Raw genomic sequence first — 25,853 nt, forward strand, 5'->3', positions numbered from 1 at the left:
CTGCAGGGCGGCGTCGACCTTCGCCGCGTCGTCGTGCGGGAGTTTGATGCGGTAGCAGGTGAACTCGTCCTCGCTGGTCTTGGTGATCGACGGCGGTGATGGCGGTTTGGGGTCGGGGTCGGGTCGGGGTTCGAGTTTGACCGCGGTGCGCAACTGGGCGACCGTCGCACTTTCGGCGAGTTCGGCGTAGTGGGCATCCGAGCCGTCGCCGGCCTGCTCGGCGATGACACCGACCTGATCGAGGGACAACCGGCCCGTTCGCAGGCCCTCGGCGCAGCGGGGGAACGCCTCCAGCCGGTCGGCGACCGCCACCAACGTCTCGGCATTGCGCGGGGAGGTGCCCAGCTTCCACGCCATCAGCGCCGTCACCGACTGGGCGCCGGTCATCCCCCACAGTTCGTCGCGGTCGAGTTCNCCAACGTCTCGGCATTGCGCGGGGAGGTGCCCAGCTTCCACGCCATCAGCGCCGTCACCGACTGGGCGCCGGTCATCCCCCACAGTTCGTCGCGGTCGAGTTCGGCCACGATGTCGACGATGCGCCCGTCGATCGCGTTGCGCTGACCGGCCAGCTCCGACAACTCGTCGAACAACACCTCAAGACGCTCAACGCGGGGTGCGCTGGCGACGAAAGATGGTGCGGTCGAGGACATGACCCCATCCTTGCAACAAGCACCGACAACTCCTGGCCGCGCGACGTACCCGTGCCGCCCGCTCTCGCCATTTCAGGCGGAGTAGCTAGTTGGCGTGCAGTGCTTCGTTGAGCGTGATGCCGGTACCGTCGCGCTTGACCACCTCGACGGCTCCGGTCACCGAGTTGCGGCGGAACAGCAGGTTGTTGGCTCCCGACAACTCACGAGCCTTGACGGTGGTGGCCGTCTGGCTCTCGTCGAGGAGGGTGACCTTTGTCCCCGCAGTCACATAGAGCCCGGCCTCGATGACGCAATCGTCGCCGAGCGAGATGCCCAGTCCCGCGTTGGCGCCGAGCAGGCACCGCTTGCCGACCGAGATCACCTGCGTGCCTCCACCGGACAACGTGCCCATGATCGACGCGCCGCCGCCGACGTCGGAGCCGTCGTCGACGACCACACCGGCCGAGATGCGTCCCTCGACCATCGAGCTGCCCAGGGTGCCTGCGTTGAAGTTCACGAACCCCTCGTGCATCACCGTGGTGCCCGTCGCGAGGTGCGCACCCAAGCGCACCCGGTCGGCGTCGGCGATCCGCACCCCCGACGGCAGCACGTAGTCGACCATCCGCGGGAACTTGTCGACACCGAAGACGGTGACCTGGCCGCGCCGGCGCAGCCGCGCCCGCACGCTCTCGAAACCGTCGATCGCGCAGGGGCCGTAGTTGGTCCACACCACGTTGGTGAGCACCCCGAACAGGCCGTCGGCATTCAATCCGTGCGGGGCCACCAGGCGGTGCGACAGTAGGTGCAGGCGCAGGTAGGCGTCATAGGCGTCGACCGCCTTGTCCTCCAGCGAGGCGATCACGGTGCGCACGACCACGGTCTCGACGTCGCGGTCCTCGTCGCGGCCCGCCAGCGCGGCGAGCTCGTCGGGGACCTCGGCGACCGACAGGCGCACCGTGCCCCCGCGCGCGGCACCGTCGCCCCCCAACTCCGGCGCCGGGAACCACGTGTCGAGAACCGTTCCGTCGGCCGCGATGGTTGCCACGCCGACGCCTGATGCTGAAGTCACGGCGCTAAGACTAACGTCAGACGCATGGGCCTCGATCTTCACGGTGACCCCGTCGCGCTGACCGCGGCGCTGGTGGACATCCCCAGCGAATCGCGGCATGAGAAACGCATCGCCGACGAGATCGAGGCCGCCCTGCGGTCGCAGGCCACCGGCTTCGACGTCGTCCGGCACGGCGACGCCGTGCTGGCCCGCACCAACCTCGGCAGGCCGTCGCGGGTACTGCTCGCAGGGCATACCGACACCGTTCCCGCCGCCGACAATCTGCCCAGCAGGCTCGTCGACGGGGTGCTGCACGGCTGCGGAACCTCGGACATGAAGTCGGGGGATGCGGTGTTCCTACATCTCGCGGCGACCGTCACCGACCCCGCCCACGACATCACCCTGGTGATGTACGACTGCGAGGAGATCGAGGCGTCGGCGAACGGGCTCGGCCGCATCGAGCGCGAAAAACCCGACTGGCTCGATGCCGACGTCGCGATCCTTGGTGAGCCGACAGGCGGCTACATCGAAGCCGGCTGCCAGGGGACGCTGCGGGTAGTGGTCAGTGCCGCGGGCACCAGGGCGCACTCGGCGCGATCATGGTTGGGGGACAACGCCATTCACAAGCTGGGCGAGGTCCTGGAAAGGCTCGCGCAGTACCGGCCGCGCAGTGTGGACATCGACGGCTGCGTCTATCGCGAAGGACTCTCGGCGGTGCGGATCGACGGCGGCATCGCAGGGAACGTCATCCCCGACGCGGCGACGCTGACGGTCAACTTCCGCTTCGCCCCGGACCGCAGCGTCGAGCAGGCCTACGCGCACGTGTGCGAGGTCTTCGACGGTCTGGACGTCGGCATCGACCTCACCGACTCGGCGGCCGGCGCGTTGCCGGGTCTCACCCGACCCGCTGCGGCGGCCCTGGTCGACGCCGCAGGCGGACAGGTCCGCGCGAAGTACGGGTGGACCGACGTGTCACGCTTCGCGGCGCTCGGCGTCCCGGCCGTCAACTACGGACCCGGTGACCCCAACCTGGCGCATCGCGCCGACGAACGAGTCGAGGCCGAGCAGATCACCGCCGTCACCGACATGCTGCGGCGGTATCTAACCGGTTGACGGGGTGGCTACCCTGGAAAACATGCTGGGAGAAGACATCACCGGGTAGATCCCGGACGCTGTCCTGATCGTTCCTCTTGCGGGCCTTTCACAGCTGCCCGCCGCACGGGAGATCTCTCGCATGTCCGCATCTGTTTTTTCGGCGACGTCCACCGTCGTCTGTTCACACCTGTCCTTCTCCTGGCCCGACGACACACCTCTGTTCACCGACCTGTCGTTCACGGTCGGCGCAGGCGCTACCGGTCTGGTCGCGCCCAACGGCGCGGGCAAGAGCACGCTGCTGCGCCTGATCGCCGGTGAGCTGCGGCCCACCGCCGGATCGGTGACGGTCGGCGGCACCCTCGGCTATCTGTCCCAGACTCTGCCGCTGCTCGACGACCGCGACGTCGCCGAGATGCTCGGGGTGGCACCGACGATCGCGGCGCTGGACGCGCTGGCCGCAGGTGATTCCGGGGACGAGGTCTTCGCCGCGATCGGCGAGGACTGGGACGTCGAGGAGCGCACCCGCGCCCAGCTCGACCGTCTCGGCCTCGGCCACGTCTCGCTCGACCGGCCGCTGAGCACACTGTCGGGTGGTGAGGTGGTCACCCTCGGGCTGGCGCGGGAGCTGCTGCGCCGCCCCGATGTGCTGCTGCTCGACGAGCCGACGAACAACCTCGACAGCGATGCCCGGCACCGGCTCTACTCGGCACTCGACGACTTCACCGGCTGCCTGCTCCTGGTCAGCCATGACCGCGTGCTGCTCGACCGGATGGACCGGATAGCCGAGCTGTACCGCGGCGAGATCGACTTCTTCGGAGGCAATTTCAGCGCCTATCAGGACGCGGTGGACGATGCCCGGCACACGGCCGAGGGCGCGGTGCGCAGCGCCGAGCAGCACCTCAAGCGGGAGAAGCGGCAGCGCCAGCAGGCACGTGAGCCGGCGGCCCGCCGGTCGAACACCGCCAAGCGCAACCTCAAGGACGCCGGGTTGCCGAAGATCGTCTCGGGTGCGATGAAGCGCAGGGCGCAGGAGACGGCAGGGCGTACCGACGACGTCCACGCCAGGCGGATCGACGACGCGAGATCGCGACTCGACGACGCCGAGCGCGCGCTGCGTGACGACGACGCGCTGGTGCTGGACCTTCCCGACACGACGGTCCCGGCTGGACGGACGGTGCTGGACATCAAGGGATTACGGATTTCACGGGACGGCAGAGAGCTTCTCGCCGCCACGGACCTGGTGGTGCGCGGACCGGAACGGATCGCGCTGACCGGTCCGAACGGGGCGGGCAAGACGACGCTGCTGCGGACGCTGCTGGGTGAGATCGAACCCGACGACGGCACGATCCAGAAGGGTGACGGGCGCGTCGCCTATCTGTCTCAGCGGCTGGATCTGCTCGACGACGACCGCAGTGTCGCCGAGAACCTCGCTGCGGCCGCGCCGGGCCTGTCGATGACCAGGCGCAGGCACCTGCTGGCGCAGTTTCTGTTTCGCGGGGACGTCGATCGGCTGGTGCGCACGCTGTCCGGGGGTGAGCGGCTGCGCGCGACGCTGGCGTGCGTCCTGTTCGCGGAGCCGGCACCGCAACTGCTGCTGCTCGACGAGCCGACCAACAACCTCGACCTGGTCAGCGTCGGGCAGCTCGAGAGTGCGCTCGCGGCCTACCGGGGTGCGTTCGTCGTCGTCAGCCACGACGAGTCGTTTCTCGATGGAATCGGTGTGGATCGGGTTCTCCGCGTCGAGGACGGCAACCTCACCCAGGGCTAGTCGCTCGAAGGCCGGGTGGGCGCGGGCTTCTGCCGGTCACCGGGTGCGACGGGCACCGGGCCCGAACCGGCTGGGGCCCCCGGCGCAGCCTCGGTCGGTGGCTGCTGGTCCCGGCCGGGTTCGGGTCGTGGGTCTGAATCGGAATCGCGACCAGGAGCTCTGTCCGATTCTGTTGCCTGCGTGGCGCTCTGGGACATCTGCTGCACGCCCTGCATGATCTGTTGGGGGAGCTGCTGCAAGGGCTGCGCCAACGCGGCAAGGGGAGCGCCGAGCTGCTGGCCCATCTGCCCGAGTTGGCCCACGCTCTGCCCGAGCGCGTCGGTGCCGCCCGCCGAACTCCCGGGCGCCGCCGGTCCCGCGGCGCCGCCACCGGCCGCCGGGCCCTGACCCTTGCCGATCGTGTCCGCGGCCGCCCTGATCGCTTCGGCGCCGCGCTGGTCGCCGCGTTCGTAGGCCATCGCTGCCTGGTGGAGGAGCTCCGAGATGTGGGCACCGCTGGCCCGGGTGACGTTCAGCGACCCGGTTCGGGAGCCGAGCGCGGCGGTCAGCGCGGTGTCGACGCCGTACGCGATGGTGCCGTGAGATGCGGCGACGCCTTCGGGCCCGGGTGCGCCTGCCGTGAGAACGCCCAGTCGCGCGGACACGGCGGTGTGGATGTCGCCGAGAGAGCGCACCCCGTCGGTGTCGACCGAGAGCGGTTCGACCATCGGTGTACCTCCAAACGTGTTCGGCTCGAGTCTAAGGCGGCTGCTCAGGGCATCCGCGCATCAGTTTCGCGGGCGGCCACCAGCGCCGCGCGGCCGAACTCGCAATCGACCTCACCGCACAGCCGGACCAGCGTGTCGAGCCCACGCGGATCCCCGAGCCGGGTCGCGTCCGCCGCGGCCCGTAGCGCGACGGCGCGCTGGGCGCCGCGTTCGGCGGCCTTGACCGCGTCCCTGGCGGCGGCGACCGCGCCGTGGGTGTCGCCCCGGGACGCCATCGTCCACGCCTTGGCCAGCGCCAGCTCCGGGGCGAACAGCATCGACTTCAAGCCGTGACGGGATTCCGCCCGCCCCAACGCTTTTCCCGCGTCGACGGTCTCACCGAGCCGGCCCAGCGCCTGCGCCAGCAGCATCCACGCCAGCGGGCCCCACGAGTATCCGGTCGGCGCCAGCGTGTGCGCGGCGCCTCGCAGCAGCGTCACCGCGTGGTGCAGGTCGCCGGTGGCGATCAGCGCGTCGGCCATCAGCACCTCGCCGATCGAGCGGCCCGGCTGTCGTCGCTGCGCGAGGTCGGTCAGCCGCTGCGCCAACGTCAGCGCCCGCTGCGAATGGCCCGTCATCAGCAGCGCCGTCGTCTGGCCGAACCCGCTGGTGAATCGCAGCAGGCCCGGGTGTCCGGCGGCCAAGGCCTGCTCGGCCAGCGCATCGACGTCGCCGAAGCGACCCATCCGCGCACAGCTCAGCGCCGCGGCCGAGGCCGCCCAGCCGATCGCGGTGTCGTCGGCGGTCGGCGACGCCAGCACCTCGTCCGCGATGTCCTTGGCGCGGCCGAGGTTCCCGGCGTTCATCGTGAACGTCGCCGACAGCGCATCCAGGGTCGTCAGCGCCGCCGGCGAGGACACCTTGCCGCGGGTGGCCCGCAGGAACGCCGTCGCGCGTTCGGGCTCGGACAGCATCCAGAACTGGTTGGCCGCCGTGGGAAGGGCCCACGCCATCAGCTCGTCCTCGGTCAGCCCCGCCGGATCGATCTGTGCGAGCACCGCGTCGGCTTCCCTGCCGCGGCCCTGCCACGCCAGCGCGTATCCGACGGTCAGGCGGGTGGTGAGGTCCGGTTCCCGTCCCAGGGCGGCCTGCCCGAGGCGTTCGCTGAGCTCCAGGTCGCCCAGCCGCAGCGCTTCCTGGGCGGCCGCGCACACGTCGGGTACCGGTTGCGGGCGGTCGCTGCCGACCGCGAGGACGGCCAGCCGCAGCCGCCCGATGACGCTGCCACCGTCGGATGCCGAGAGCCGTTCCACCAACGCGGTGCGCAGCCGGCGCAGGTCCGGCCCGCCGAGCGCGTCGCGCACCGCGACGGCGAACAGCGGGTGCGCCGGGCGCAGCGCGTCGCCGTCTACGACGACCGCCCCGGCGCGGACGGCGGCCTCGACCGCGTCGGTCCCGGTCAGCGCCACCGCGTCGGTCACCGCCAGCGGGTCGGCGACCGACAGGAACTCCAGCACCCGGTGGGCGGGGCCGGGCAGCGTCTCGACGAACTCCTCGACCTGTGCCATCAGCCGGCTGTCGTCGTGGCCAGGCGGTTGCAGCTCGATCCGGGTCACCAGTCCGTCCTGCCACAGCGCCGAGATCTCCGGCGGCACCCCCGTCCTGTCGACGGTGGCGGTGACCAACAGCCGCACCGTCCGGCTGACGGCGAGTTGGTAGACGAGGGCGGCGGACAGCGAGTCCAGCAGGTGTGCGTCGTCGACGACGAGGAGCCGACCGTCGCCGAGCGTCTCCCGCGCGGCGCGCAGCACTGCCGCGGTCTTGCCGGTCTCGGGCACCTCCAGCAACCCCTCGAACGGGGCGAACGGGACCAGCGTCCGCGACGCCGTGGCGCGGACCCAGTCGACCCGGGGGAAGCCGGGGGCGAGCCGCTCGGCGGCTTCGCGGGCCAGCGTCGTCTTGCCGACACCGGCAGGGCCGATCAGCGCCGCGCCCGCGCGGGTGCGGACCCCCGATTCGAGCTGATCGACCGCGGGTTCGTGCGGCGCGGTCACCCAGTGGACAGGCGCAGGCACAGGCACCGCCGGAGTCTATGGCTACCTTTGTTCCCGTGTCTGCAGAAGTGATCCGGCGAAGCGACGAGGAATGGGCGGTGTGCGTCTACTGCGCGTCGGGCCCGATGCACCCCGAGCTCCTCGATCTCGCGCGCCGCACCGGAGAGGCCGTCGCCGCCAGGGGATGGACGCTGGTCTCCGGTGGCGGCAACGTCTCGGCGATGGGCGTCGTCGCCGCCGCGGCCAGGGCGCACGGCGGGTACACGGTCGGAGTGATCCCCAAGGCGCTGGTGCACCGCGAGGTCGCCGACACCGAGGCCGACGAGCTCGTCGTCACCGACACGATGCGCGAACGCAAGCAGGTGATGGAGGACCGCGCCGACGCGTTCATCGCGCTTCCGGGAGGCATCGGGACCCTCGAGGAATTCTTCGAAGCCTGGACAGCGGGCTATTTGGGTATGCACTCGAAGCCGATCGTGATGCTCGACCCGTTCGGGCACTACGGGGGGTTGCTCGACTGGCTGCGTGGGCTGGTCGGAAGCGGGTATGTCGCCGAGGACGCGTTGCGGCGGCTCATCGTCGTCGACGACGTCGATGCCGCTCTCGCCGCATGTGCTCCGGTCGATTGACCGAGGTCGCCCGCGGTTAGGGTGACCGATAACTGACACAGCGGAGGAAGAGCGTCCTATGAGTGAGAAGTCCGGAACCCGTAGCAGTGTCGGGTTGCTCGATATCGCGGGCCAGGTGCCCGGCCTGCTGATGGACGTGCCGACGATCCTGCGGGGCGTCACCACCGGGTTCCTGGCCCGGCCGTCGGCCAAGACCTCGATCGGCAAGGTCTTCCAGGAGCGCGCCGCCCGCTATGCCGACAAGGTGTTCCTGAGATTCGAGGACCGCGAGATCACCTACGGCGAAGCCAACGAGACGGTCAACCGCTACGCCGCGGTGCTGGCCGCCCGGGGTGTCGGCCACGGCGACGTCGTCGGCATCATGCTGCGCAACTCACCCGAACCCGTGCTGCTCATGCTGGCGGCGGTGAAGTGCGGGGCGATCTCGGGAATGCTCAACTACAACCAGCGTGACGAGGTGCTCAAGCACAGCCTGGGGCTGCTGTCCGCCTCGGTCGTCGTCACCGACACCGAGTTCGTCGAGGCGATCACGGAGTCCGGCGCCGATACCGACGGTGTGGTGACACTCGACGAATTCAAGCGGCTCGCGGAGACGGCGCCGGCGACCAACCCGGCCACCACCTCGGCAGTGCTCGCCAAGGACAAGGCGTTCTACGTCTTCACCTCGGGCACCACCGGTATGCCCAAGGCCAGCGTGATGACCCATTACCGGTGGCTGCGCGCGCTTGCCGGCTTCGGCGGCCTGGGCATGCGGCTGAACAGCAACGACACGCTGTACTGCTGCCTGCCGCTCTACCACAACAACGCGTTGACGGTGGCGCTGTCGTCGGTGCTGAACTCCGGTGCGACGCTCGCGCTCGGCAAGTCGTTCTCCGCGTCGAAGTTCTGGGACGACGTCATCCGCCACGGTGCCACGTCGTTCGTCTACATCGGTGAGGTCTGCACCTACCTCCTCAACCAGGACCCCAAGGACACCGACCGCAAGCACAAGGTCCGCGTCATCGCGGGTAACGGCCTGCGGCCGGCCATCTGGGACGACTTCACCGAGCGGTTCGGCATCGACCGGGTCTGCGAGTTCTATGCGGCCAGTGAGGGCAACACCGCGTTCGTCAACGTGCTCAACGTCGACAAGACCACCGGCATCTGCCCGACGCCGGTGGCGTTCGTCGAGTACGACGAGTCCGGTGATCCGGTGCGCGACAAGGACGGCCGGGTACGCAAGGTCGCCAACGGTGAGCCCGGCCTGCTGCTGTCGAAGGTGAGCAACTTCCAGCCCTTCGACGGCTACACCGACAAGGAGGCCACCGAGAAGAAGTTGGTGCGCGACGCCTTCAAGGAGGGCGACGTGTGGTTCAACACCGGAGACCTGATGCGCTCGCAGGGCTTCGGGCACGCGGCGTTCACCGACCGTCTCGGCGACACCTTCCGGTGGAAGGGCGAGAACGTCGCGACCACCGAGGTGGAGGCGGCGGTGTCGACCGATCCGCAGGTCGAGGAAGCGACTGTGTTCGGCGTCGAGGTGCCCGACACCGGTGGCAGGGCCGGCATGGTCGCCGTCCAGCTCAAAGAGGGTCAGGAATTCGACGGCAAGGCACTTGCCAAGGCGGTCTACGACAAGCTGCCCGGTTACGCGGTGCCGCTGTTCGTCCGCGTGGTCAAGGAACTCGCGCACACGTCGACGTTCAAGAGTCAGAAGGTCGACCTGCGCAAGGAGGGTTACGGCGGCTCCAGCGGCGAGGGCGACGACGACGACGTCAAAGTCGAGGACCCGATCTACGTGCTGTCCGGCCGCGACGAGGGGTACGTGCCGTTCTACGACGAGTACCTGAAAGAGGTCAAGGACGGCAAGAAGCCCAAGTAGGTGGCTTCGGCGTAGCTGGTCACGCTGACATGACCATCTACACCGAAATGACCAGCTACACCGAAATCACTGGTGCGTAGCCTGGTGGGCGTGCAGTCGACGTTTCTCGGGCGCCCCGTGGCGCCCGACCGCGCTCTGATCATGGCGATCGTGAACCGCACCCCGGACTCGTTCTACGACCGCGGCGCGACGTTCACCGATGACGCCGCCAAGCAGGCCGCGCACCGGGTGATCGGCGACGGCGCGGACATCGTCGACGTCGGCGGGGTGAAGGCCGGGCCCGGCAGCACGGTGGACGTCGACGAGGAGATCGCGCGCGTGGTGCCCTTCATCGAATGGCTGCGCGACACCTTCCCCGATCAGCTGATCAGCGTCGACACCTGGCGCGCCGAGGTGGCCAAGCAGGCCTGCGCTGCCGGCGCGGACCTGATCAACGACACGTGGGGCGGCGCGGACCCGGACCTCGCGGGGGTCGCGGCCGAGTTCGGCGCGGGCCTGGTGTGCTCCCACACAGGTGGGGCGGTACCGCGGACGCGCCCGTTCCGGGTCAACTACGGCGTCTCTGAGCGAGGGGTGGTCGACGACGTCATCGCCGAGGTGACCGCGGCCGCCGAGCGTGCGGTGGCGCTCGGGGTGCGCCGGGACGGCATTCTGATCGATCCGACCCACGATTTCGGCAAGAACACTTACCACGGTCTTAGTTTGTTGCGCCATGTGAAAGACCTTGTAAAAACTGGATGGCCGGTCCTGATGGCACTCAGCAACAAAGATTTCGTCGGGGAGACTCTGGGTGTGGACCTGACAGAACGCCTGGAGGGCACCTTGGCGGCCACCGCGCTGGCCGCGGCCGATGGAGCTGCGATGTTCCGGGTGCACGAGGTCGGGCCCACACGACGCGTGCTCGAAATGGTCGCGTCGATCCAGGGCGCGCGGCCGCCGACTCGCACGGTGAGGGGACTGGCATGACTGTGTTATCCGACCGAGTATCTGATCTGCTCGCCACGGACGCTGTGGCCGAACACCGCTGGCTGACCGACCACAGCTGGAGCCGGCCGACGTGGACGGTCGCCGAACTCGAGGCCGCCAAGAAGGGCCGCACGGTATCGGTGGTGCTGCCCGCGCTGAACGAGGAGGAGACGGTCGCCTCGGTGGTCGAGACCATCACCCCGCTTCTCGGCGGGCTCGTCGACGAGTTGATCGTGCTCGACTCGGGCTCGACGGACGACACCGAGATCCGCGCGCTCGCTGCCGGAGCGCGGGTGATCAGCCGGGAGGTCGCGCTGCCCGAGGTGGCGCCCCAACCCGGCAAGGGCGAGGTGTTGTGGCGGTCGCTGGCCGTCGCCACGGGCGACATCGTCGCGTTCGTCGACTCCGACCTGCTCGACCCCGATCCGATGTTCGTGCCCAAGCTGCTGGGCCCCCTGCTCACCCAGGACGGCGTCCATCTGGTCAAAGGCTTCTACCGGCGGCCGCTCAAGGTCAGCGGTAGCGAGGACGCCAACGGCGGTGGCCGCGTCACCGAACTGGTGGCCCGCCCGCTGCTGGCCGCGCTACGGCCCGAGCTGTCCTGCCTGTACCAACCGCTCGGCGGCGAGTACGCGGGCACACGTGAGCTGCTCACCGCGGTGCCGTTCGCCCCGGGTTACGGCGTGGAGATCGGCCTGCTCGTCGACGCCTACGACCGGCTCGGACTCGACGGCATCGCACAGGTGAACCTCGGGGTGCGCACCCACCGCAACCGGCCGCTGACCGAGCTGGCAGCGATGAGCAGGCAGGTCATCGCCACGCTGCTGTCGCGCTGCGGGGTCCCGGACTCCGGTGTCGGGCTCACCCAGTTCTTCGCCGACGGCGAGGACTACACCCCGCGCACCTCGTCCGTGTCGCTGGACGACCGTCCACCGATGATGACGCTGCGCCCGCGCTGACGTGGTGGCTGTACCTGTCTGAGCCGTCAGGCAGTATCGAGGTGTGACACTCGTACTTCTGTACCTCGTGGTGCTCGTGTTGGTCGGTGTGGTGTTGTTCGCCGTCGGCAGCGTGCTCTTCGGCCGCGGCGAGGTGCTGCCCCCGCTGCCGAGTGCCACCACGGCGACCGTGCTGCCCGCCTCCGGGGTCACCGGCGCCGACGTCGACGCGGTGAAGTTCACCCAGACCCTGCGCGGCTACAAGGCCAGCGAGGTCGACTGGGTGCTCGCCCGGCTGGGCCAGGAACTCGACCAGTTGCGCGGGGAGTTGGTTGCGGTCCGCGGCACCCACGGTCTGGACTCCCCCGCCGTCGAGGACACGGGGGAGGGCGCCCACGCCCTGCCGCCGGACCTCGCGCGGGAGGAGTCGTGACGACGGACGCGGTCGATCGGCGGATCCGGTGCGGTTGGATCGACCAATCACGTTTGTCCCCAGATGATTTCGAACTGTACTGCGATTACCACGACACCGAATGGGGTCGCCCCCTGCACGGTTCGACGGCGCTGTTCGAGCGGGTGACCCTCGAGGCCTTCCAGAGCGGGCTGTCCTGGTTGATCATCCTGCGCAAGCGGGACAACTTCCGCTCCGCGTTCGACGGGTTCGACGTCGAACGCATCGCCCGCTACACCGAGCACGATGTCGAACGCCTGATGGCGGATCCGGGGATCGTGCGCAACCGCTCCAAGATCGACGCCACGATCTCCAACGCCCGGGTCGTCGCCGACCTCGCGGACCAGGGCGTCGACCTGAGTGAGCTGCTCTGGTCGTTCGCGCCGCCGGACCGGATCACCCGCACCAGGCCGGCCGACCTCTCGGGTGTGGCGGCGGTGACGCCCGAGTCCACGGCGATGGCGAAGGAGCTGAAACGCCGGGGTTTCCGATTCGTGGGCCCCACAACGGCGTACGCGTTGATGCAGGCCACCGGCATGGTCGACGACCATGTCGCCAACTGCTGGGTTCCGCGAGCCGAGGGCTGAGGGTCCAGCACGAGCGGGCCCGCAGGCCGACCCCGCCGCACCTTTCGACGTTCCCGACGGTCCGCCGGGGAACGCCGATCCGGCCGGCTCTCAGCGGTCTAAGCCGGGTCTTTGCACACGGGATGGCTTCGATAGGGAACAATGGAGCTCTGTAGCAATTCAAGGCCGGGTGCTGTCTGTGTCCTCGAAGGGTGGGCGCAACCGGCTCGACGGACAGACCGGGCCCTGACGGGCACGCCCATGCGGAGGGAGCACTCGATGGCGGCGATGAAGCCCCGGACCGGAGACGGTCCACTGGAAGCAACCAAGGAGGGGCGCGGCATCGTGATGCGGGTACCACTGGAAGGTGGTGGCCGGCTCGTCGTCGAACTCACCCCCGAGGAGGCCGCTGCGCTGGGCGACGAACTCAAGGGCGTCACCAGCTAGCCAAACCGACGTGAACGGTCGCGGTTACCGCGACCGTTCATTGCTGTCGCTGGGACGACACCCCGCGATAGATCTCCACCGTCTGCTCGGCGATGTGCGCCCAGGAGAACTCCTCGATACACCGCTGCCTGCCCGCCGCGCCGAACTGGCGGGCCTTGTCCGGGTCGGCGACGATCGAGTTGACCGCGTAGGCGAGTTCCCGCTCGAAGGCTGCGGTGTCGTTGGGGTCGTAGTGCACGAGCAGACCCGTCTGCTGGTCGGCCACCACCTCGGGTATCCCGCCGACGTCGGAGGCCACCACCGCTGTCGCGCACGCCATCGCCTCGAGGTTGACGATGCCCAACGGTTCGTACACCGACGGGCACACGAAAGTTGATGCCGCGGAGAGAATTTCGCGGATCTTGTTGGTCGGCAGCATCTCACGCACCCAGAACACCCCGCTGCGGGCCGCCGACAGCGCCTGCACCGCCGATGCCACCTCCTCGGCGATCTCCGGGGTGTCCGGAGCACCCGCGCACAACACCAGCTGAACCTCTGGGGCGAAGTGGTGGGCCGCGGCCACCAGGTGGGCCACCCCCTTCTGCCGGGTGATCCTGCCGACGAACGCGACGATCGGACGCGTGGTGTCGACGCCGAGTTCTGCGAGGACCGAACCATCGCCCTGGTCCACCGGATGCCACACCTCGGTGTCGATGCCGTTTTTCACGACGTGCACGCGGTGGGGATCCAGCGTCGGATACGCGCGCAGGACGTCGTCACGCATCCCGGAGCTCACGGCGATCACGGCGTCGGCCGCCTCAACGGCCGTCTTCTCCACCCACGACGAGATGCGGTAGCCACCGCCGAGCTGCTCGGCCTTCCATGGTCGCATCGGTTCCAGGGAATGCGCCGTGAGCACGTGCGGCACCCCGTACAGCAGTGCCGCCAGGTGCCCGGCCATCCCGGCGTACCACGTGTGCGAGTGCACGACGGTGGCCGCGGCGGCGGCATTGACCATGTTGAGATCGGCCGACAGCGTCGACAGCGCCGCATTGGCGCCCTGCAGGGCGGGGTCGGGCTGGGCGACCGTCACCCCGGGCCGTGGCGCACCCATGCAGTGCACGTCGACGTCGCAGAGGTGGCGTAGCTGCGCGACCAGCTCCGTGACGTGAACGCCGGCCCCGCCGTAGACCTCGGGTGGGTACTCCCGAGTCATCATCGCCACCCGCATGGTGTGACGGTATCCAACTTCGTGACCGGTCGCCCGGCATCACCAATTGTCTCGACCGGGTTCTTGGGCGCAAGTCTCGGACTGTGGTCCGGGGTGGGCCCTTCCCTGGTTGTCGGCCGTTGAGCTGTTGGGTGAGGGTGGAGATCGCCAGGGTCGGTGGGTAGGCGATGAGCAAGTGGACGTGGTCGGTTTCGCCGTTGGATGCGATCAGCTTGGCGTCGAGTTCGGCGCACACGCCGTGCATGGTGTTGTGCGGTGAAGGTGAGCATGGCGTCGGTGAACACCGGGTGCCGGTATTTCGTCACGAACACCGGGAGCGTTGGTGCAGTCGGTCAACGATTCGCGTCGGGCGTGGCGAAACTTCTTCGACTCGGTCACCGGAAAACGCCGGGGCCGCAAGGTGGGCCGGCCGCGGTTCAAGTCGCGGAAGGATCAACGACAGTCGTTTCGACTGACCCGCAACGGGTTCAGCCTCAAGGTTAACGGTCGACTATTTCTGGCCAAGGTCGGCGAGGTGAAGGTGCGCTGGTCACGCGAACTCTCGTCGGCGCCGTCCTCGGTGACGATCATTCGGGAGCCCGACGGCCACTTCTACGCCAGCTTCGTCGTCGAGGTGCCTCCATCGCCTCTGCCCGAGGTTGTGCGTGAGGTAGGGGTTGATGTCGGTATCGCCCGACTTGCCACGATCGCCACCAGCGACGGCCAACGAGTCGACGTCGCGAATCCGAAGCATTTGGGTCCCAAGCTACGCAAACTGCGGCGGCTGGAGCGGGAGAAGTCCCGCCGGCAGAAAGGATCAGACAACAGGAACAAGGCCAGGCGCAAGGTCGCGATCGCGCACAACAAGGTAGCGCGGGCGCGGAGGGACTATCACCACAAGCAGGCTTTGGCGTTGGTGCGCGAGAACCAAGTGATCCACGTCGAAGATCTCAACATCGCGGGGATGGTGCGCATCCGCCGAGTAAGACCTGCGCCGCATGCGGGCACCAGCTCGACGAATTGCCGTTGCAGATTCGGTCGTGGGCGTGCCCGGCATGCGAGACCGTTCACGATCGCGACCACAATGCTGCCAAGGTCCTTCTCGCTGCCGGGCGGGCAGAGAGGCTAAACGACTGTGGAGCCCGTGTCAGACCGCAATCCGTTGCGGCAGTGGGTATTGAAACAGGAAGCGCCCCAACAGCGGCGTAAGCCGCGGGAATCCCCGCACTTCAGCCCGGGGAGCACGTCAAAGACAGACCTGGAGCCCGCGCCAATAGCGCGAATGGCTGGCCCTGGTCCCAGCGTGCCGATAGGTTTGCACTATGAGGGAAGCGCCACACGTGTTGGGCATCGTCCTGGCCGGCGGAGAGGGCAAGCGGCTGTACCCGTTGACGGCCGACCGCGCCAAGCCGGCGGTTCCCTTCGGGGGCGCCTACCGACTCATCGATTTTGTGCTCTCCAACCTCGTCAACGCCCGCTTCCTGCGAATCTGTGTTCTCACCCAGTACAAATCGCATTCGCTGGACCGTCATATCTCGCAGAACTGGCGGTTGTCGGGGCTCGCGGGTGAATACATCACCCCGGTGCCGGCCCAGCAGCGGCTCGGCCCGCGGTGGTACACGGGATCGGCCGACGCGATCTACCAGTCGATGAACCTGATCTACGACGAGGACCCCGACTTCATCGTGATCTTCGGTGCCGACCACGTGTACCGGATGGACCCCGAGCAGATGGTGCAGCAGCACATCGAGAGCGGAGCGGGCGCCACGGTTGCGGGCATCAGGGTGCCCCGCGCGGAGGCCACGGCCTTCGGCTGCATCGACGCCGACGAGTCCGGCCGGATCCGGGGGTTCATCGAGAAGCCCGCGGACCCCCCGGGCACCCCCGACGATCCCGAGCAGACGTTCGTGTCGATGGGCAACTACATCTTCACCACCAAGGTGCTGATCGACGCCATCCGCGCGGACGCCGACGACGACGACTCCGACCACGACATGGGCGGCGACATCATTCCCCGCCTGGTGTCCGACGGCATGGCCTCGGTCTACGACTTCAACGCCAACGAGGTGCCCGGCGCCACCGAACGCGACCACGGTTACTGGCGTGACGTCGGAACGTTGGACGCCTTCTACGACGCGCACATGGACCTGGTGTCGGTGCATCCGGTCTTCAACCTCTACAACAAGCGCTGGCCCATTCGCGGAAGCTCGGAGAACCTGGCGCCGGCCAAGTTCGTCAACGGCGGATCCGCCCAGGAGTCGGTCGTCGGCGCGGGCAGCATCATCTCCGCCGCCTCGGTGCGCAACTCCGTGCTCTCGTCGAACGTCGTGGTCGACGACGGCGCGATCGTCGAGGGCAGCGTGCTGCACCCCGGGGTGCGCATCGGCCGGGGCGCGGTGGTGCGCCACGCGATCCTGGACAAGAACGTCGTGGTCGGCCCCGGCGAGATGGTCGGGGTGGATCTGGACAAGGACCGCGAGAGGTTCTCGATCAGCGCCGGCGGCGTCGTCGCCGTCGGCAAGGGTGTCTGGATCTAGCGCGCGGCGGTCCTAGCGCGGCGGCGTCGACGGATCAACGTGACGGCCGCCCACACCAGCGCGACCGCGACGACCAGCACCAGCACGGGCACCAGGATCGCCAGGAACACCAGCGCGATGCTCGTGAGGTCCTCCGCGGTGCTCAGCGCGGGGGCGGCCATCCCCGCGGTCGCGACGTTGGCCGCGGGCCGTACGGTCGACTTCGTCAGCGACACGACCAGCGCGACGGCCACGCCGATGACCACAGGGATCCACTGACCCGATTGCGCGAAAGCGCCGGGATCGGTCACCGCCGAGGTCTGCGCGGCGGTGCCGGAGCCGAACACGATGCCGCCAGCGGTGGGGCGCACGAACGTCTGGACCATGTCGTTGACGCTGTCCAGAGCGGGGACCTTGTCGGCGACGACCTCGATGACCAGCAGCACCGCCACGATCGTCATCACCCAGCCGTTCTCCAGCCAGGCCCAGGGCTGCGGCAGCGCCACCAGGTCGGTGAACCGGGCAAGCAGTCCCAGCGCCAGCAGCGGGATGTAGGCGTTCAGCCCGGCCGCCGTCGCCAGGCCGAGCCCGGTGAGCAGTTCCATGGAGTCAGTATGCGGCCGGTCCTCACCACACCCCGGGGATCAGGCGATACCGCACCTGCGCCGTGTACTCGCGGTAACCCACTAACTCCTCGGTCAGCGCCTTCTCCTCGTCGAGGATGCGGGCGACGAGAACCGGTGGGAACAGCAGTGCCGGCACCAGCAGGCCCCACAGCGAACCCAGGGCAGGCGGTATGCCCATCGTCATGACCAGCGACGCGCTGTACATCGGGTGGCGCACCACGCCGTAGAGGCCCATGGACACCAGATGCTGGCCGTCCTCGACCCTGATGGTCGACCCGGCGTAGTTGTTCTGCACCACCACCAACTGCGACATCAGCAGTCCGACCGCGACCAAAAGGTTGCCCACGAGGACCACCACCACCGGCACCGTCGACCATCCGTACCGCCAGTCCAGCACGCTCACGACCAGCGTCGCCACGAACGCAGCGCCCGCTGCCACGATGATGATCCGTTGCGCGGGGCGGCTTTCGGCAGTGGGGCCGGCCTTGAGCCGTCGCTGCAAAGCGGCCGGGTGACGCGCCGCCAGATAGATGGTCGGCACCGTGGTGCAGACGGCGAACACCGCGATGAACAGCCATCCCTGCCAGTAGTCGAACGTCCCGGCCGGCAGGAACAACGCGAGTCCGAAGAGCAACAGGCCTAGCAGCGCCGCAACCAAAGCTTGCAGTGCGACCTTCATGGATGCCTCCTCACACCGCGTCCCGACGTCGATAGACAAGCCCGGCCACCAGCGTGAAAGCCGTTGCCACCGCGGCCATCACGATCAACGCAAGGACGGGAGTGTCAGTGGGAACCGTGGTCTGCGCAACCGGCGAGAGATCGATGAGCCAGCCCGGAAGCCGCAACAGCGCACCGAGGTAGAGGGACACGACGACGAACGTCACCGCGAGCCAGCCGATCCAGGTGCTACGCAGCGCCACCGCAAGCGCAGCGATACCGGCCAGCACTGCGAGCGCAGGCACGAAAGCCAACCCCGCGAGCATGAGCCGGACCACGGTCCGAGGTTCGCCGAGCGTCATCCCTGCGCCGAGGCCGTTGCCCAGACCTGCGAAGAACATCAACACCACCGAGCCGAGCACCGTCGCGAGCACCGCGGTGAACAGCCACCGCATCCGGGAGACCGATCCGGCGAGAACGGGCTCACCGAGGCCGGACTGCTCGTCGGCATACACCCGCAGCACCGTGGACACCGCGTAGGCGCAGGCCGCGGCCGCGAGGAACTGCGACATCGTCGTGTAGACGCCGTCGGCGCCTTGGTTCGCGACCAACCGGGCGAGCAGTGGGTTGTCGGCCGCGGCGTCGATCAGCGACTTCGTCATCGATCCGAATGCCAAGCCCGCCACGAAAAGTCCGATCGACCAGCCGATCGTCTGGCCGCGCTGCAGCACCAGGTGTAGGCCGAGGACCCCGCGGATCGGCCGGGCACCCGGGCGCTCACCGGTCGAGGCGATGGTGCCGTCGTCGTACTGGCGGCGGGCCTCGAGCAACGCGGCCAAGGCGGTCAGGACGATCGTGAGCAGGATCAACAGCGCCAGCGGCCACCACCGGAGGTCGACGAACGCCCGCATCTGCTGCGCCCACGCGATCGGGGAGAGCCAGCTGACCGCGCTGCCCGAGTTGTCGATGACGTCGCCGACTCCGCGAACCAGCGCGGCGAGGGCGAGCGTCGCCATCGCCGCACCGGTCGCGGCGCGGGCGACGCGCCACAACTGTGCCGTGACCGCAGCGACGGCGCCGAACACCACGGCCACCGCGGTGACACCGATGCACATCGCGGCGGTGTCCACGACGCCGAACCCGGTCGCCGCCATCGCGGCCGTCATCGTCACGGCCAGAACGATGTTCACCGCGCCCATGACGGCCAACGCGGCTGTGGTGCGCGCATACCTTCCGACAACCGAGGCCAGCACCAGTTCGGCCGCCCCGCCCTCCTCCTCGGCGCGGGTGTGCCGGATGACGGTGAGAATGGCGAGGATCGATGTGGCGATGATCAGCGTGAGCGTCAGCTCGTTGGCCATCATCACCCCGAGGTCGGTCTCGTTGACCCCGAACATGGGACCGCCCAACATCATTCCGGCAGGGGTCTTGAGTAGTTCGACGCGCGTCAGGCGCTGCGCCTCCTCGGGGTAGGCGAGCTCGATGGCGGCCGGGGCGTACACCATCATCAGCGTCAGCACGGCGATCCACACCGACAGTCGCACGCGGTCACGGCGCAGCGCCAAGCGGATCAGGCTGTCGGTGCCCGTCCACGGCGATTCCGTCGACACCGCCGCGTGCCGTCCCGTGTGCAGTGGTGACACCGTGGTGGCGGGCGCGGTGCCGCTCACAGGCCCGCCCCCTGGTATTCGCTCAGGAACATGTCCTCCAGCGACGCCGGCGCCACGGTGAGTTCTTCGATACCGAGGCCGGCTAGGTCGGACATCGCGCGGTCGAGGTTGTCGCGATCCACCGCGAAGCGCAGGCGACCGTCTTCCGCGCGAAGGTCGTGCACGTAGGCGGCGCCATCCAGAGGCCCGCGACCGCCGCGGGTGCGCGCCGACACGGTGGTGCGCATGAGGTGACGCATGTCGGCCAGTTTTCCGGACCGGACCGTGCGGCCGGCCCGCACGATCGTCACTGTGTCGCAGAGCTTTTCGACCTCGGCCAGGATGTGACTGGACAGCAGCACTGCCGCACCCTGGTCGGCCACTTCCCGGACGCACTGCTGGAAAGCTTTTTCCATCAACGGATCCAGGCCCGAGGTCGGTTCGTCGAGGACGAAGAGCTCGCTGCGGGCGCTGAACGCGGCCACGATCGCCACCTTCTGCCGGTTGCCCTTCGAATAGGTGCGGGCCTTCTTGTGCGGGTCGAGTTCGAAGCGCTCGATCAGTTGATCCCGGCGCTTCGCGTCGACGGCGCCCCGACCGCGGAGGTCGGCGAGAAAGTCGATCACCTGCATGCCGGTGAGATTGGGCCACAGCGTGACATCGCCCGGAACGTAGGCGATCCGGCGGTGCAGCGCAACCGCCTCGCGCCACGGGTCACCGCCCAGCAGGCGGACGGTGCCGCTGTCTGCTCGAAGCAGGCCGAGGAGCACCCGGATGGTGGTGGACTTGCCCGCGCCGTTGGGGCCGAGGAAGCCCGTCACGTCGCCCTGGGCGACGGTGAGGTCGAGGCCGTCGAGAGCCTTGTTGCGGCCGAACGACTTCGACAACCCGCAGATCTCGACGGCGAGTCCACTTCCGTTGTCAGTCATCGTGATCTCCTTGCCCGGATGTCAACGGGATGCCCTTGTCGCGCTGCGCGACGAACGCGTCGTACATCGTCGAATCGGCCATCAGGCCATGGGTGTACAGCTCGAGGGCGGGCAGCACCATCTCCTCGCTGTAGTCCCGCAGTACCGAGCGCAGGTCGGTGGGGTTGTCGTGCATCTGCACGTAGAGCAGGAACCCGCCGCCGCCGGCCATCGCCAGGAAGCGCGCCCTGGCCCTGGGATCCTGGCTCGGCTTGACGGTTCCGGCCCGCACGCCCTCCTCGATGTAAAGCTCGGTGTTGTGGATCATGGTGCGCCACAATGTTTTCGCCAGTTCTCTGCCCTCCTGCAGGCTGCGCATGAGGTAGGCCATCATCGGGGCGTAGTCCTCGATCTCGGCCATCTGGGCGAACCACGTCGCGGGGTCGGTCGTCTTGATCGACTCGGTCTTGCTGGCGAGCACCGTCTCGGCGATGTGGTCGTCGCACACCTTGCGCAACCCGTCCTTGGAACCGAAATGGTGGATGACGAGGGCTGCGCTGACCCCGGCGACCTCGGCGATACGGCGAAGTCCGACCGTGAAGCCGTTGCGACCCCACTCGTCGATCGCGGCATCGCGGATCCGGGCGAGGGCGGTCCGATCGGCATTCACATTCGCTGAACGCATGTTCAGTATGCTAAACGCACGTTCAGTGCACGGTCAACCGTTCCGCGGAATAGCAGTCCTGGTTGTTGAAAAGGCCCGGTCGACGACCGGGAATGCGCTTCCGCGGAAGAGGGGCGTCAGTCGCGCGCGGCGGCGAGCAGGCCGTCACCCAGCGGGATGAGCACCGGTGTCAGCCGCTCGTCCTCGGCGATCAGCCGTGCCGCCTCACGAACGGCGGCGACCTCGCTGTCCTTGGCCGACGCGTCGCCGGCCCGACCGCCCAGCGCGGCGCGGTGCACGACGATCGCTCCGCCCGGGCGCAGCAGCCGCACGCCCTCGATGACGAACTGCGGTTGGTCGGCCGGGTCGGCGTCGATGAACACCAGGTCGTAGGACTCGTCGGCCAACCGGGTGAGCACTTCCTGGGCGCGGCCGCTGATCAGCCTGGTGCGCCCGGGTCCGACGCCGGCCTCGGTGTACGCCTGCTTGGCGATGCGTTGGTGCTCCGGCTCGACGTCGATCGTCGTCAGCACACCGTCCTCACGCATCCCCGACAGCAGCCACAGCCCGCTGACCCCCGCGCCGGTGCCGACCTCGACCACCGCCTTGGCTCCGGTCAGCTTCGCCAGGACGCAGAGCAGCGCCCCCACTGCCGGGGTCACTGCACCGGCGCCGATGTCCACCGCACGCTCGCGGGCCGCAGCGACTATTGCGTCCTCGGAGATCGAGTGCTCGGCATGGGCGACGATCGCCTCGGCCTGGCTGGCCCTCACACCGGCGTCGCCGGGGCGAGAATCGGGCTCGTCGGTGCCTGCCATGCCCGCAGCGTAGAGCGAAGCGCGGGCGGCCGATGGCGCGACACGCCCGACTCGAGACGCCCGAAATCCAGGCCCGTGCACATCGTTTTCCCTGGTCGAAAAACGGGTAGCAATCATTCTCAGGAAATGTTCAGTTTGCTCATATGCCTGGCACACCAGCGCGGGAGACGGTGAGTGCATGACAGACGGCGCATTCAGCGCACGCAGCGACATCGTGCGGCCCGAGGCACGCCCCGGGAAGAAAGCCCCACAATGCCGCGTTGTCGATATCGAGCGGTCGTCAACCGATGATCGCTGCCGTCACGACCTGGAGGATCCGACGACCACCACCCATGCGGCCGGCCCTACGGCTCCCGTTGCTGCTCCTGCTGCCGCTCCCGTTTCTCCGGTTTCCATGGCCCACCTCGAGCAGTTCACCGACGGCGAGTGGGTGGAGCCGAACGACGAGTTGACCGGCACCGCGGTGTTCGACGCCACCGGCGACAAGGCCGCGATGCCGACATGGGACGAACTCGTCCGACAGCACGCCGACCGGGTGTACCGCCTGGCCTATCGTCTGTCCGGCAATCAGCACGACGCCGAGGATCTGACCCAGGAAACGTTCATCCGCGTGTTCCGCTCGGTGCAGAACTATCAGCCGGGCACTTTCGAAGGCTGGTTGCACCGCATCACGACCAACCTGTTCCTCGACATGGTCCGCCGCCGCGGCCGTATCCGGATGGAATCGCTGCCTGAGGATTACGACCGCGTCCCCGCGGACGAGCCCAACCCCGAGCAGATCTATCACGACTCGCGGCTGGGACCCGACCTTCAGGCTGCGCTGGACTCGCTGCCGCCGGAATTCCGCGCCGCCGTGGTGCTGTGCGACATCGAAGGGCTGTCCTACGAGGAGATCGGCGCGACGCTGGGCGTCAAGCTAGGCACCGTGCGCAGCCGCATCCACCGGGGCCGCCAGGCGTTGCGGGATCACCTGGCACGTCACTCCGATGCCACGACATCCGACGGGTACCGCAGCTTTGACAACACGGCCAGGTCGGCCTGACGTTCCCGCGTTGCCTCACAGCATGCCGCGCTACATTCGAAGAAGTAGCCCCGTTCTGACATGAGCCGAGAGGAGCTGGGTGATGTTTGAGCCCGGACATGCGTTCCGTCGCGCTTTCTCCTGGCTTCCCACGCAGTTTGCCTCGCAGAGCGACGCGCCCGTCGGCCCGCGCCAGTTCGGGTCCACCGAGCACCTGTCGACCGAGGCGGTCGCCGCGTTCGTCGACGGTGAGCTGCGCATGACCGCGCACCTGCGCGCGGCTCACCACCTCTCGATGTGCCCCGAGTGCGCGCTGGAGGTCGATGCCCAGCGTCAGGCGCGCACCGCGTTGCGGGATTCGTGTCCCGTGGCGATGCCGAGTTCTTTGCTGGGACTGTTGTCCCAGATCCCGCACCACACCCCGGAGGAAGCTCCGGGACCGGCCGACGCGCCGCAGTTAGCTGACGGTGCGCAGCGCGCCCGCCGCAAGCGTCGGTAGGGTGAATGCAGTCGATCGGCGTCGATCAGCGTCGTTGCGTCGGCGCTGGCTGCCGCCGTGTCAGAAGGGTGAGGGAAGGGCGATGAACGGGTGACCAATCTGGACCAGACCGGGCGGGAGCGTCTCGAGCCGCGCCCCGTGTCGCGTCCGCCTGTGGATCCGGCGGCCAAGCGTGCATTCGGCAGGCCCGCGGGTGTGGACGGTTCCTTCCAGGGGGCTGCCCAGTACCGCGATCAGGGTGACTACACCCCCAAGGACCTGGCCCCCGACCCCGTGCTCGCCGAGGCGTTCGGCCGCACCCATCCCGGCGGCGACTCACTGCAGCGACACCCCACCGACGCGGGCGCCCTCGACGCCGAACGTGACGGCAGTGACGACGAGCCCGACGACCCGTGGCGCAATCCGGGCGCTCCCGCAGCGTTGGGAACACCGGCGGTCGCCCCGACGGCGCCGCCACCGACGTCCACCACCATGGGGAAGCTCGGCGTGCGCGACGTGCTGTTCGGCGGCAAGGTGTCCTTCGTCGCGCTCGTGGTGCTCGGCATCGTCGCGCTGGTCATCGGTGTCGCCGGCGGCCTGGTGGGCCGCAAGACCGCCGAGGTCGTCGAGGCGTTCACCACTTCGAAGGTGACCCTCGAGACCAGCGACAGGCCCGATCTGCCGCCCGGCCGGTTCACCGAGGTCGCTGCCGCGGTCGCCGACTCGGTGGTCACCATCGAGGCGACCAGCGACAACGAGGGCTCTCAGGGATCCGGCGTCGTGATCGACGGCCGCGGCTACATCGTCACCAACAACCATGTGATCTCCGAGGCGGCCACCAACCCGAGCAAGTACAAGTTGGCAGTGGTGTTCAACGACGGCAAGGAAGTCCCCGCCAACCTGGTCGGACGTGATCCGAAGACCGACCTGGCGGTACTCAAGGTCGACAACGTCGACAACCTCGTGGTCGCCCGGATGGGTGACTCCGAGAAGCTGCAGGTCGGTGAAGAGGTGATCGCCGCGGGCGCGCCGCTGGGACTTCGCAGCACCGTCACCACGGGCATCATCAGCGCGCTGCACCGCCCGGTTCCGCTGTCGGGTGACGGCTCGGACACCGACACCGTCATCGACGGTGTCCAGACCGACGCGTCGATCAACCACGGCAACTCAGGTGGGCCCCTGATCAACATGAACGCCGAGGTCATCGGCATCAACACCGCAGGTAAGTCCCTGTCCGACAGCGCCAGCGGTCTCGGCTTCGCGATCCCGGTAAACGAGGTCAAGCAGGTCGTCGCGGCCCTGATCGAGAGCGGCAAGATCGCTCACCCGACCCTGGGCCTGACGGCACGCTCGGTGAGCAACGACGTCTCCAAGGGTGCGCAGATCGCCAACGTCAACCAGGGTGGACCCGCGGAGCGGGCCGGCATCCTCGAGAACGACGTCGTCGTCAAGGTGGGGGACCGCGAGGTCGCCGACGCCGACGAGTTCGTCGTCGCGGTGCGGCAGCTCAAGATCGGCGAGCCCGCGCCCATCGAGGTCGTGCGCGACGGCCGCCGCGTCACGCTCACCGTGACTCCCGGCCCCGACAACAGCACGTAACCGCCGATGTTCGCCAATGTCGGGTGGGCCGAGATGGTGCTCCTGGTGATCGCCGGCTTGGTGATCCTCGGGCCGGAACGGTTGCCGGGCGCCATCCGGTGGACCTCCAGCTCGCTCCGCCAGGCTCGGGACTACATCAGTGGCGCCACCAGTCAGCTCCGCGAGGATCTCGGCCCGGAGTTCGACGACCTGCGAGAGCCGCTGTCCGAGCTGCAGCGGCTGCGGGGTATGACGCCGCGGGCGGCGCTGACCAAACACCTGCTCGACGGCGACGACTCGATATTCACCGGCAAGTTCGACACGCCGGACCGGGCACAGGCCCCCTCGGAGAAGCCCCAGTCGGCGCACGGCCCCTCCGCGGTCGCGCCCACGGCGCCGCCCGCCGAGAAACCCGAAGCGTCGGGGTCGGGACCGGCGTCGACGCCGTTCGACCCCGACGCCACCTAGCCACCTCCGCCGGAATTGCATTCCAGCAGCGGAAGTGCGAGTAACGGCCTGCTAATCCGAAAATAGAGGTGAGGTGCGCTGGGTGTGGGCGCGTCGGTGTTGCCGTGGGTGCCACGGCGGGTTTGGTGTGTTCGCGGGTCAGG

At 68.6% G+C, this 25,853-nt stretch carries 27 protein-coding genes and 2 pseudogenes; 16 read left to right on the top strand and 13 right to left on the bottom strand.

Annotated elements, in window-relative coordinates; translation table 11 throughout:
• The 3 genes from H7I57_RS13510 to dapD form a co-directional block, all read right to left on the bottom strand.
• Positions 1 to 387, bottom strand: a 387-nt coding sequence (locus H7I57_RS13510; RefSeq protein ID WP_372510221.1) for a DUF222 domain-containing protein, incomplete at its 3' end; no start/stop codon positions are given.
• Positions 384 to 650, bottom strand: coding sequence for a DUF222 domain-containing protein (locus tag H7I57_RS13515; protein WP_264024053.1), 267 nt, complete (start codon positions 648 to 650; stop codon positions 384 to 386). The genes H7I57_RS13510 and H7I57_RS13515, both read right to left, overlap by 4 nt.
• A gap of 85 nt (positions 651 to 735) precedes the next feature.
• Positions 736 to 1,698 (bottom strand): 2,3,4,5-tetrahydropyridine-2,6-dicarboxylate N-succinyltransferase, encoded by a 963-nt coding sequence (gene dapD / locus H7I57_RS13520; RefSeq protein WP_308204355.1) that lies wholly within the window; start codon positions 1,696 to 1,698, stop codon positions 736 to 738.
• Positions 1,699 to 1,722: 24 nt separating this feature from the next.
• On the opposite strand from dapD, the gene dapE reads away from it, so the two are divergent.
• Together dapE and H7I57_RS13530 are read left to right on the top strand one after the other, a co-directional pair.
• The gene (dapE, locus tag H7I57_RS13525; protein ID WP_264024054.1) at positions 1,723 to 2,790 is read left to right on the top strand and encodes a succinyl-diaminopimelate desuccinylase; all 1,068 of its coding nucleotides are present in this window, start codon (positions 1,723 to 1,725) and stop codon (positions 2,788 to 2,790) included.
• 121 nt (positions 2,791 to 2,911) lie between these two features.
• A complete protein-coding gene (locus H7I57_RS13530; protein ID WP_264024055.1) occupies positions 2,912 to 4,540 on the top strand; it encodes an ABC-F family ATP-binding cassette domain-containing protein in 1,629 nt (542 codons plus the stop codon).
• Here the strand turns inward: H7I57_RS13530 and H7I57_RS13535 are convergent.
• Both H7I57_RS13535 and H7I57_RS13540 read right to left on the bottom strand, forming a co-directional pair.
• A complete protein-coding gene (locus H7I57_RS13535; protein WP_264024056.1) occupies positions 4,537 to 5,247 on the bottom strand; it encodes an ESX-1 secretion-associated protein in 711 nt (236 codons plus the stop codon). The genes H7I57_RS13530 and H7I57_RS13535 overlap by 4 nt on opposite strands.
• A 44-nt stretch (positions 5,248 to 5,291) precedes the next feature.
• The gene (locus H7I57_RS13540) at positions 5,292 to 7,307 is read right to left on the bottom strand and encodes an ATP-binding protein (RefSeq protein ID WP_264024057.1); all 2,016 of its coding nucleotides are present in this window, start codon (positions 7,305 to 7,307) and stop codon (positions 5,292 to 5,294) included.
• 29 nt (positions 7,308 to 7,336) lie between these two features.
• Between H7I57_RS13540 and log the strand changes: the two genes are divergently transcribed.
• From log to H7I57_RS13575, 7 genes are all read left to right on the top strand, one after another.
• A complete protein-coding gene (log, locus tag H7I57_RS13545; RefSeq protein WP_264024058.1) occupies positions 7,337 to 7,909 on the top strand; it encodes a cytokinin riboside 5'-monophosphate phosphoribohydrolase in 573 nt (190 codons plus the stop codon).
• A gap of 58 nt (positions 7,910 to 7,967) precedes the next feature.
• On the top strand, positions 7,968 to 9,770 hold the full coding sequence (gene fadD6, locus H7I57_RS13550) for a long-chain-acyl-CoA synthetase FadD6 (protein WP_264024059.1): 1,803 nt from the start codon (positions 7,968 to 7,970) through the stop codon (positions 9,768 to 9,770).
• A gap of 90 nt (positions 9,771 to 9,860) precedes the next feature.
• The gene (gene folP / locus H7I57_RS13555) at positions 9,861 to 10,736 is read left to right on the top strand and encodes a dihydropteroate synthase (protein WP_308204356.1); all 876 of its coding nucleotides are present in this window, start codon (positions 9,861 to 9,863) and stop codon (positions 10,734 to 10,736) included.
• A complete protein-coding gene (locus tag H7I57_RS13560; RefSeq protein ID WP_264024060.1) occupies positions 10,733 to 11,695 on the top strand; it encodes a glucosyl-3-phosphoglycerate synthase in 963 nt (320 codons plus the stop codon). The genes folP and H7I57_RS13560 overlap by 4 nt, the downstream gene beginning before the upstream one ends.
• 43 nt (positions 11,696 to 11,738) lie before the next feature.
• Positions 11,739 to 12,107 (top strand): DivIVA domain-containing protein, encoded by a 369-nt coding sequence (locus H7I57_RS13565; RefSeq protein WP_264024061.1) that lies wholly within the window; start codon positions 11,739 to 11,741, stop codon positions 12,105 to 12,107.
• Positions 12,104 to 12,712, top strand: coding sequence for a DNA-3-methyladenine glycosylase I (locus tag H7I57_RS13570; RefSeq protein WP_308204357.1), 609 nt, complete (start codon positions 12,104 to 12,106; stop codon positions 12,710 to 12,712). Before H7I57_RS13565 ends, H7I57_RS13570 begins: the two co-directional genes overlap by 4 nt.
• A 258-nt stretch (positions 12,713 to 12,970) precedes the next feature.
• Entirely contained in the window at positions 12,971 to 13,138 is a 168-nt protein-coding gene (locus H7I57_RS13575; RefSeq protein WP_003931055.1) for a DUF3117 domain-containing protein, read from the top strand.
• 37 nt (positions 13,139 to 13,175) lie between these two features.
• On the opposite strand, the gene glgA is transcribed toward H7I57_RS13575, so the two are convergent.
• Positions 13,176 to 14,348 carry a glycogen synthase gene (glgA, locus tag H7I57_RS13580; RefSeq protein ID WP_264024062.1) on the bottom strand — a complete coding sequence of 391 codons (1,173 nt, stop codon included), beginning with the start codon at positions 14,346 to 14,348 and terminating at the stop codon, positions 13,176 to 13,178.
• A gap of 124 nt (positions 14,349 to 14,472) precedes the next feature.
• Positions 14,473 to 14,592, bottom strand: a pseudogene (locus H7I57_RS13585) (transposase); the annotation flags it as partial.
• Positions 14,593 to 14,670: 78 nt separating this feature from the next.
• Here H7I57_RS13585 and H7I57_RS13590 point away from each other — a divergent pair.
• The 3 genes and pseudogenes from H7I57_RS13590 to glgC all read left to right on the top strand — a co-directional run.
• Positions 14,671 to 15,246, top strand: a pseudogene (locus H7I57_RS13590) (RNA-guided endonuclease InsQ/TnpB family protein); the annotation flags it as partial.
• 107 nt (positions 15,247 to 15,353) lie between these two features.
• Positions 15,354 to 15,536 (top strand): zinc ribbon domain-containing protein, encoded by a 183-nt coding sequence (locus H7I57_RS13595; RefSeq protein ID WP_264024063.1) that lies wholly within the window; start codon positions 15,354 to 15,356, stop codon positions 15,534 to 15,536.
• A 113-nt stretch (positions 15,537 to 15,649) separates the two neighbouring features.
• On the top strand, positions 15,650 to 16,864 hold the full coding sequence (gene glgC / locus H7I57_RS13600) for a glucose-1-phosphate adenylyltransferase (RefSeq protein WP_264024064.1): 1,215 nt from the start codon (positions 15,650 to 15,652) through the stop codon (positions 16,862 to 16,864).
• Here glgC and H7I57_RS13605 read toward each other — a convergent pair.
• The 6 genes from H7I57_RS13605 to H7I57_RS13630 form a co-directional block, all read right to left on the bottom strand.
• Positions 16,861 to 17,448 (bottom strand): DUF4126 domain-containing protein, encoded by a 588-nt coding sequence (locus H7I57_RS13605; RefSeq protein ID WP_264024065.1) that lies wholly within the window; start codon positions 17,446 to 17,448, stop codon positions 16,861 to 16,863. The genes glgC and H7I57_RS13605 overlap by 4 nt on opposite strands.
• 22 nt (positions 17,449 to 17,470) lie before the next feature.
• Positions 17,471 to 18,148, bottom strand: a complete 678-nt coding sequence (locus tag H7I57_RS13610) for a methyltransferase family protein (RefSeq protein WP_264024066.1) — start codon at positions 18,146 to 18,148, stop codon at positions 17,471 to 17,473.
• A 10-nt stretch (positions 18,149 to 18,158) separates the two neighbouring features.
• Positions 18,159 to 19,769, bottom strand: coding sequence for an ABC transporter permease (locus tag H7I57_RS13615; RefSeq protein WP_372510222.1), 1,611 nt, complete (start codon positions 19,767 to 19,769; stop codon positions 18,159 to 18,161).
• Positions 19,770 to 19,792: 23 nt separating this feature from the next.
• Complete coding sequence (locus tag H7I57_RS13620) at positions 19,793 to 20,704, bottom strand: ABC transporter ATP-binding protein (protein ID WP_264024067.1); 912 nt, start codon at positions 20,702 to 20,704, stop codon at positions 19,793 to 19,795.
• Complete coding sequence (locus H7I57_RS13625) at positions 20,697 to 21,368, bottom strand: TetR/AcrR family transcriptional regulator (RefSeq protein WP_264024068.1); 672 nt, start codon at positions 21,366 to 21,368, stop codon at positions 20,697 to 20,699. The genes H7I57_RS13620 and H7I57_RS13625 overlap by 8 nt, the downstream gene beginning before the upstream one ends.
• Before the next feature lie 116 nt (positions 21,369 to 21,484).
• A complete protein-coding gene (locus H7I57_RS13630; protein WP_264024069.1) occupies positions 21,485 to 22,165 on the bottom strand; it encodes an O-methyltransferase in 681 nt (226 codons plus the stop codon).
• A 178-nt stretch (positions 22,166 to 22,343) separates the two neighbouring features.
• Here H7I57_RS13630 and sigE point away from each other — a divergent pair, with 178 nt between their 5' ends.
• The 4 genes from sigE (at position 22,344) to tatB (ending at position 25,710) form a co-directional block, all read left to right on the top strand.
• Positions 22,344 to 23,207, top strand: coding sequence for an RNA polymerase sigma factor SigE (gene sigE / locus H7I57_RS13635; RefSeq protein WP_264024070.1), 864 nt, complete (start codon positions 22,344 to 22,346; stop codon positions 23,205 to 23,207).
• An 82-nt stretch (positions 23,208 to 23,289) separates the two neighbouring features.
• Positions 23,290 to 23,685, top strand: coding sequence for an anti-sigma E factor RseA (gene rseA, locus H7I57_RS13640; RefSeq protein ID WP_264024071.1), 396 nt, complete (start codon positions 23,290 to 23,292; stop codon positions 23,683 to 23,685).
• Positions 23,686 to 23,775: 90 nt separating this feature from the next.
• Complete coding sequence (gene htrA / locus H7I57_RS13645) at positions 23,776 to 25,263, top strand: serine protease HtrA (RefSeq protein WP_264024072.1); 1,488 nt, start codon at positions 23,776 to 23,778, stop codon at positions 25,261 to 25,263.
• A 6-nt stretch (positions 25,264 to 25,269) separates the two neighbouring features.
• The gene (gene tatB, locus H7I57_RS13650; RefSeq protein WP_264024073.1) at positions 25,270 to 25,710 is read left to right on the top strand and encodes a Sec-independent protein translocase protein TatB; all 441 of its coding nucleotides are present in this window, start codon (positions 25,270 to 25,272) and stop codon (positions 25,708 to 25,710) included.
• The last annotated feature ends 143 nt before the right edge of the window (positions 25,711 to 25,853 follow it).

Origin of the sequence: Mycolicibacterium pyrenivorans (assembly GCF_025821625.1) — a bacterium.
In the GTDB taxonomy this organism is placed as follows: Bacteria; Actinomycetota; Actinomycetes; order Mycobacteriales; family Mycobacteriaceae; genus Mycobacterium; species Mycobacterium pyrenivorans.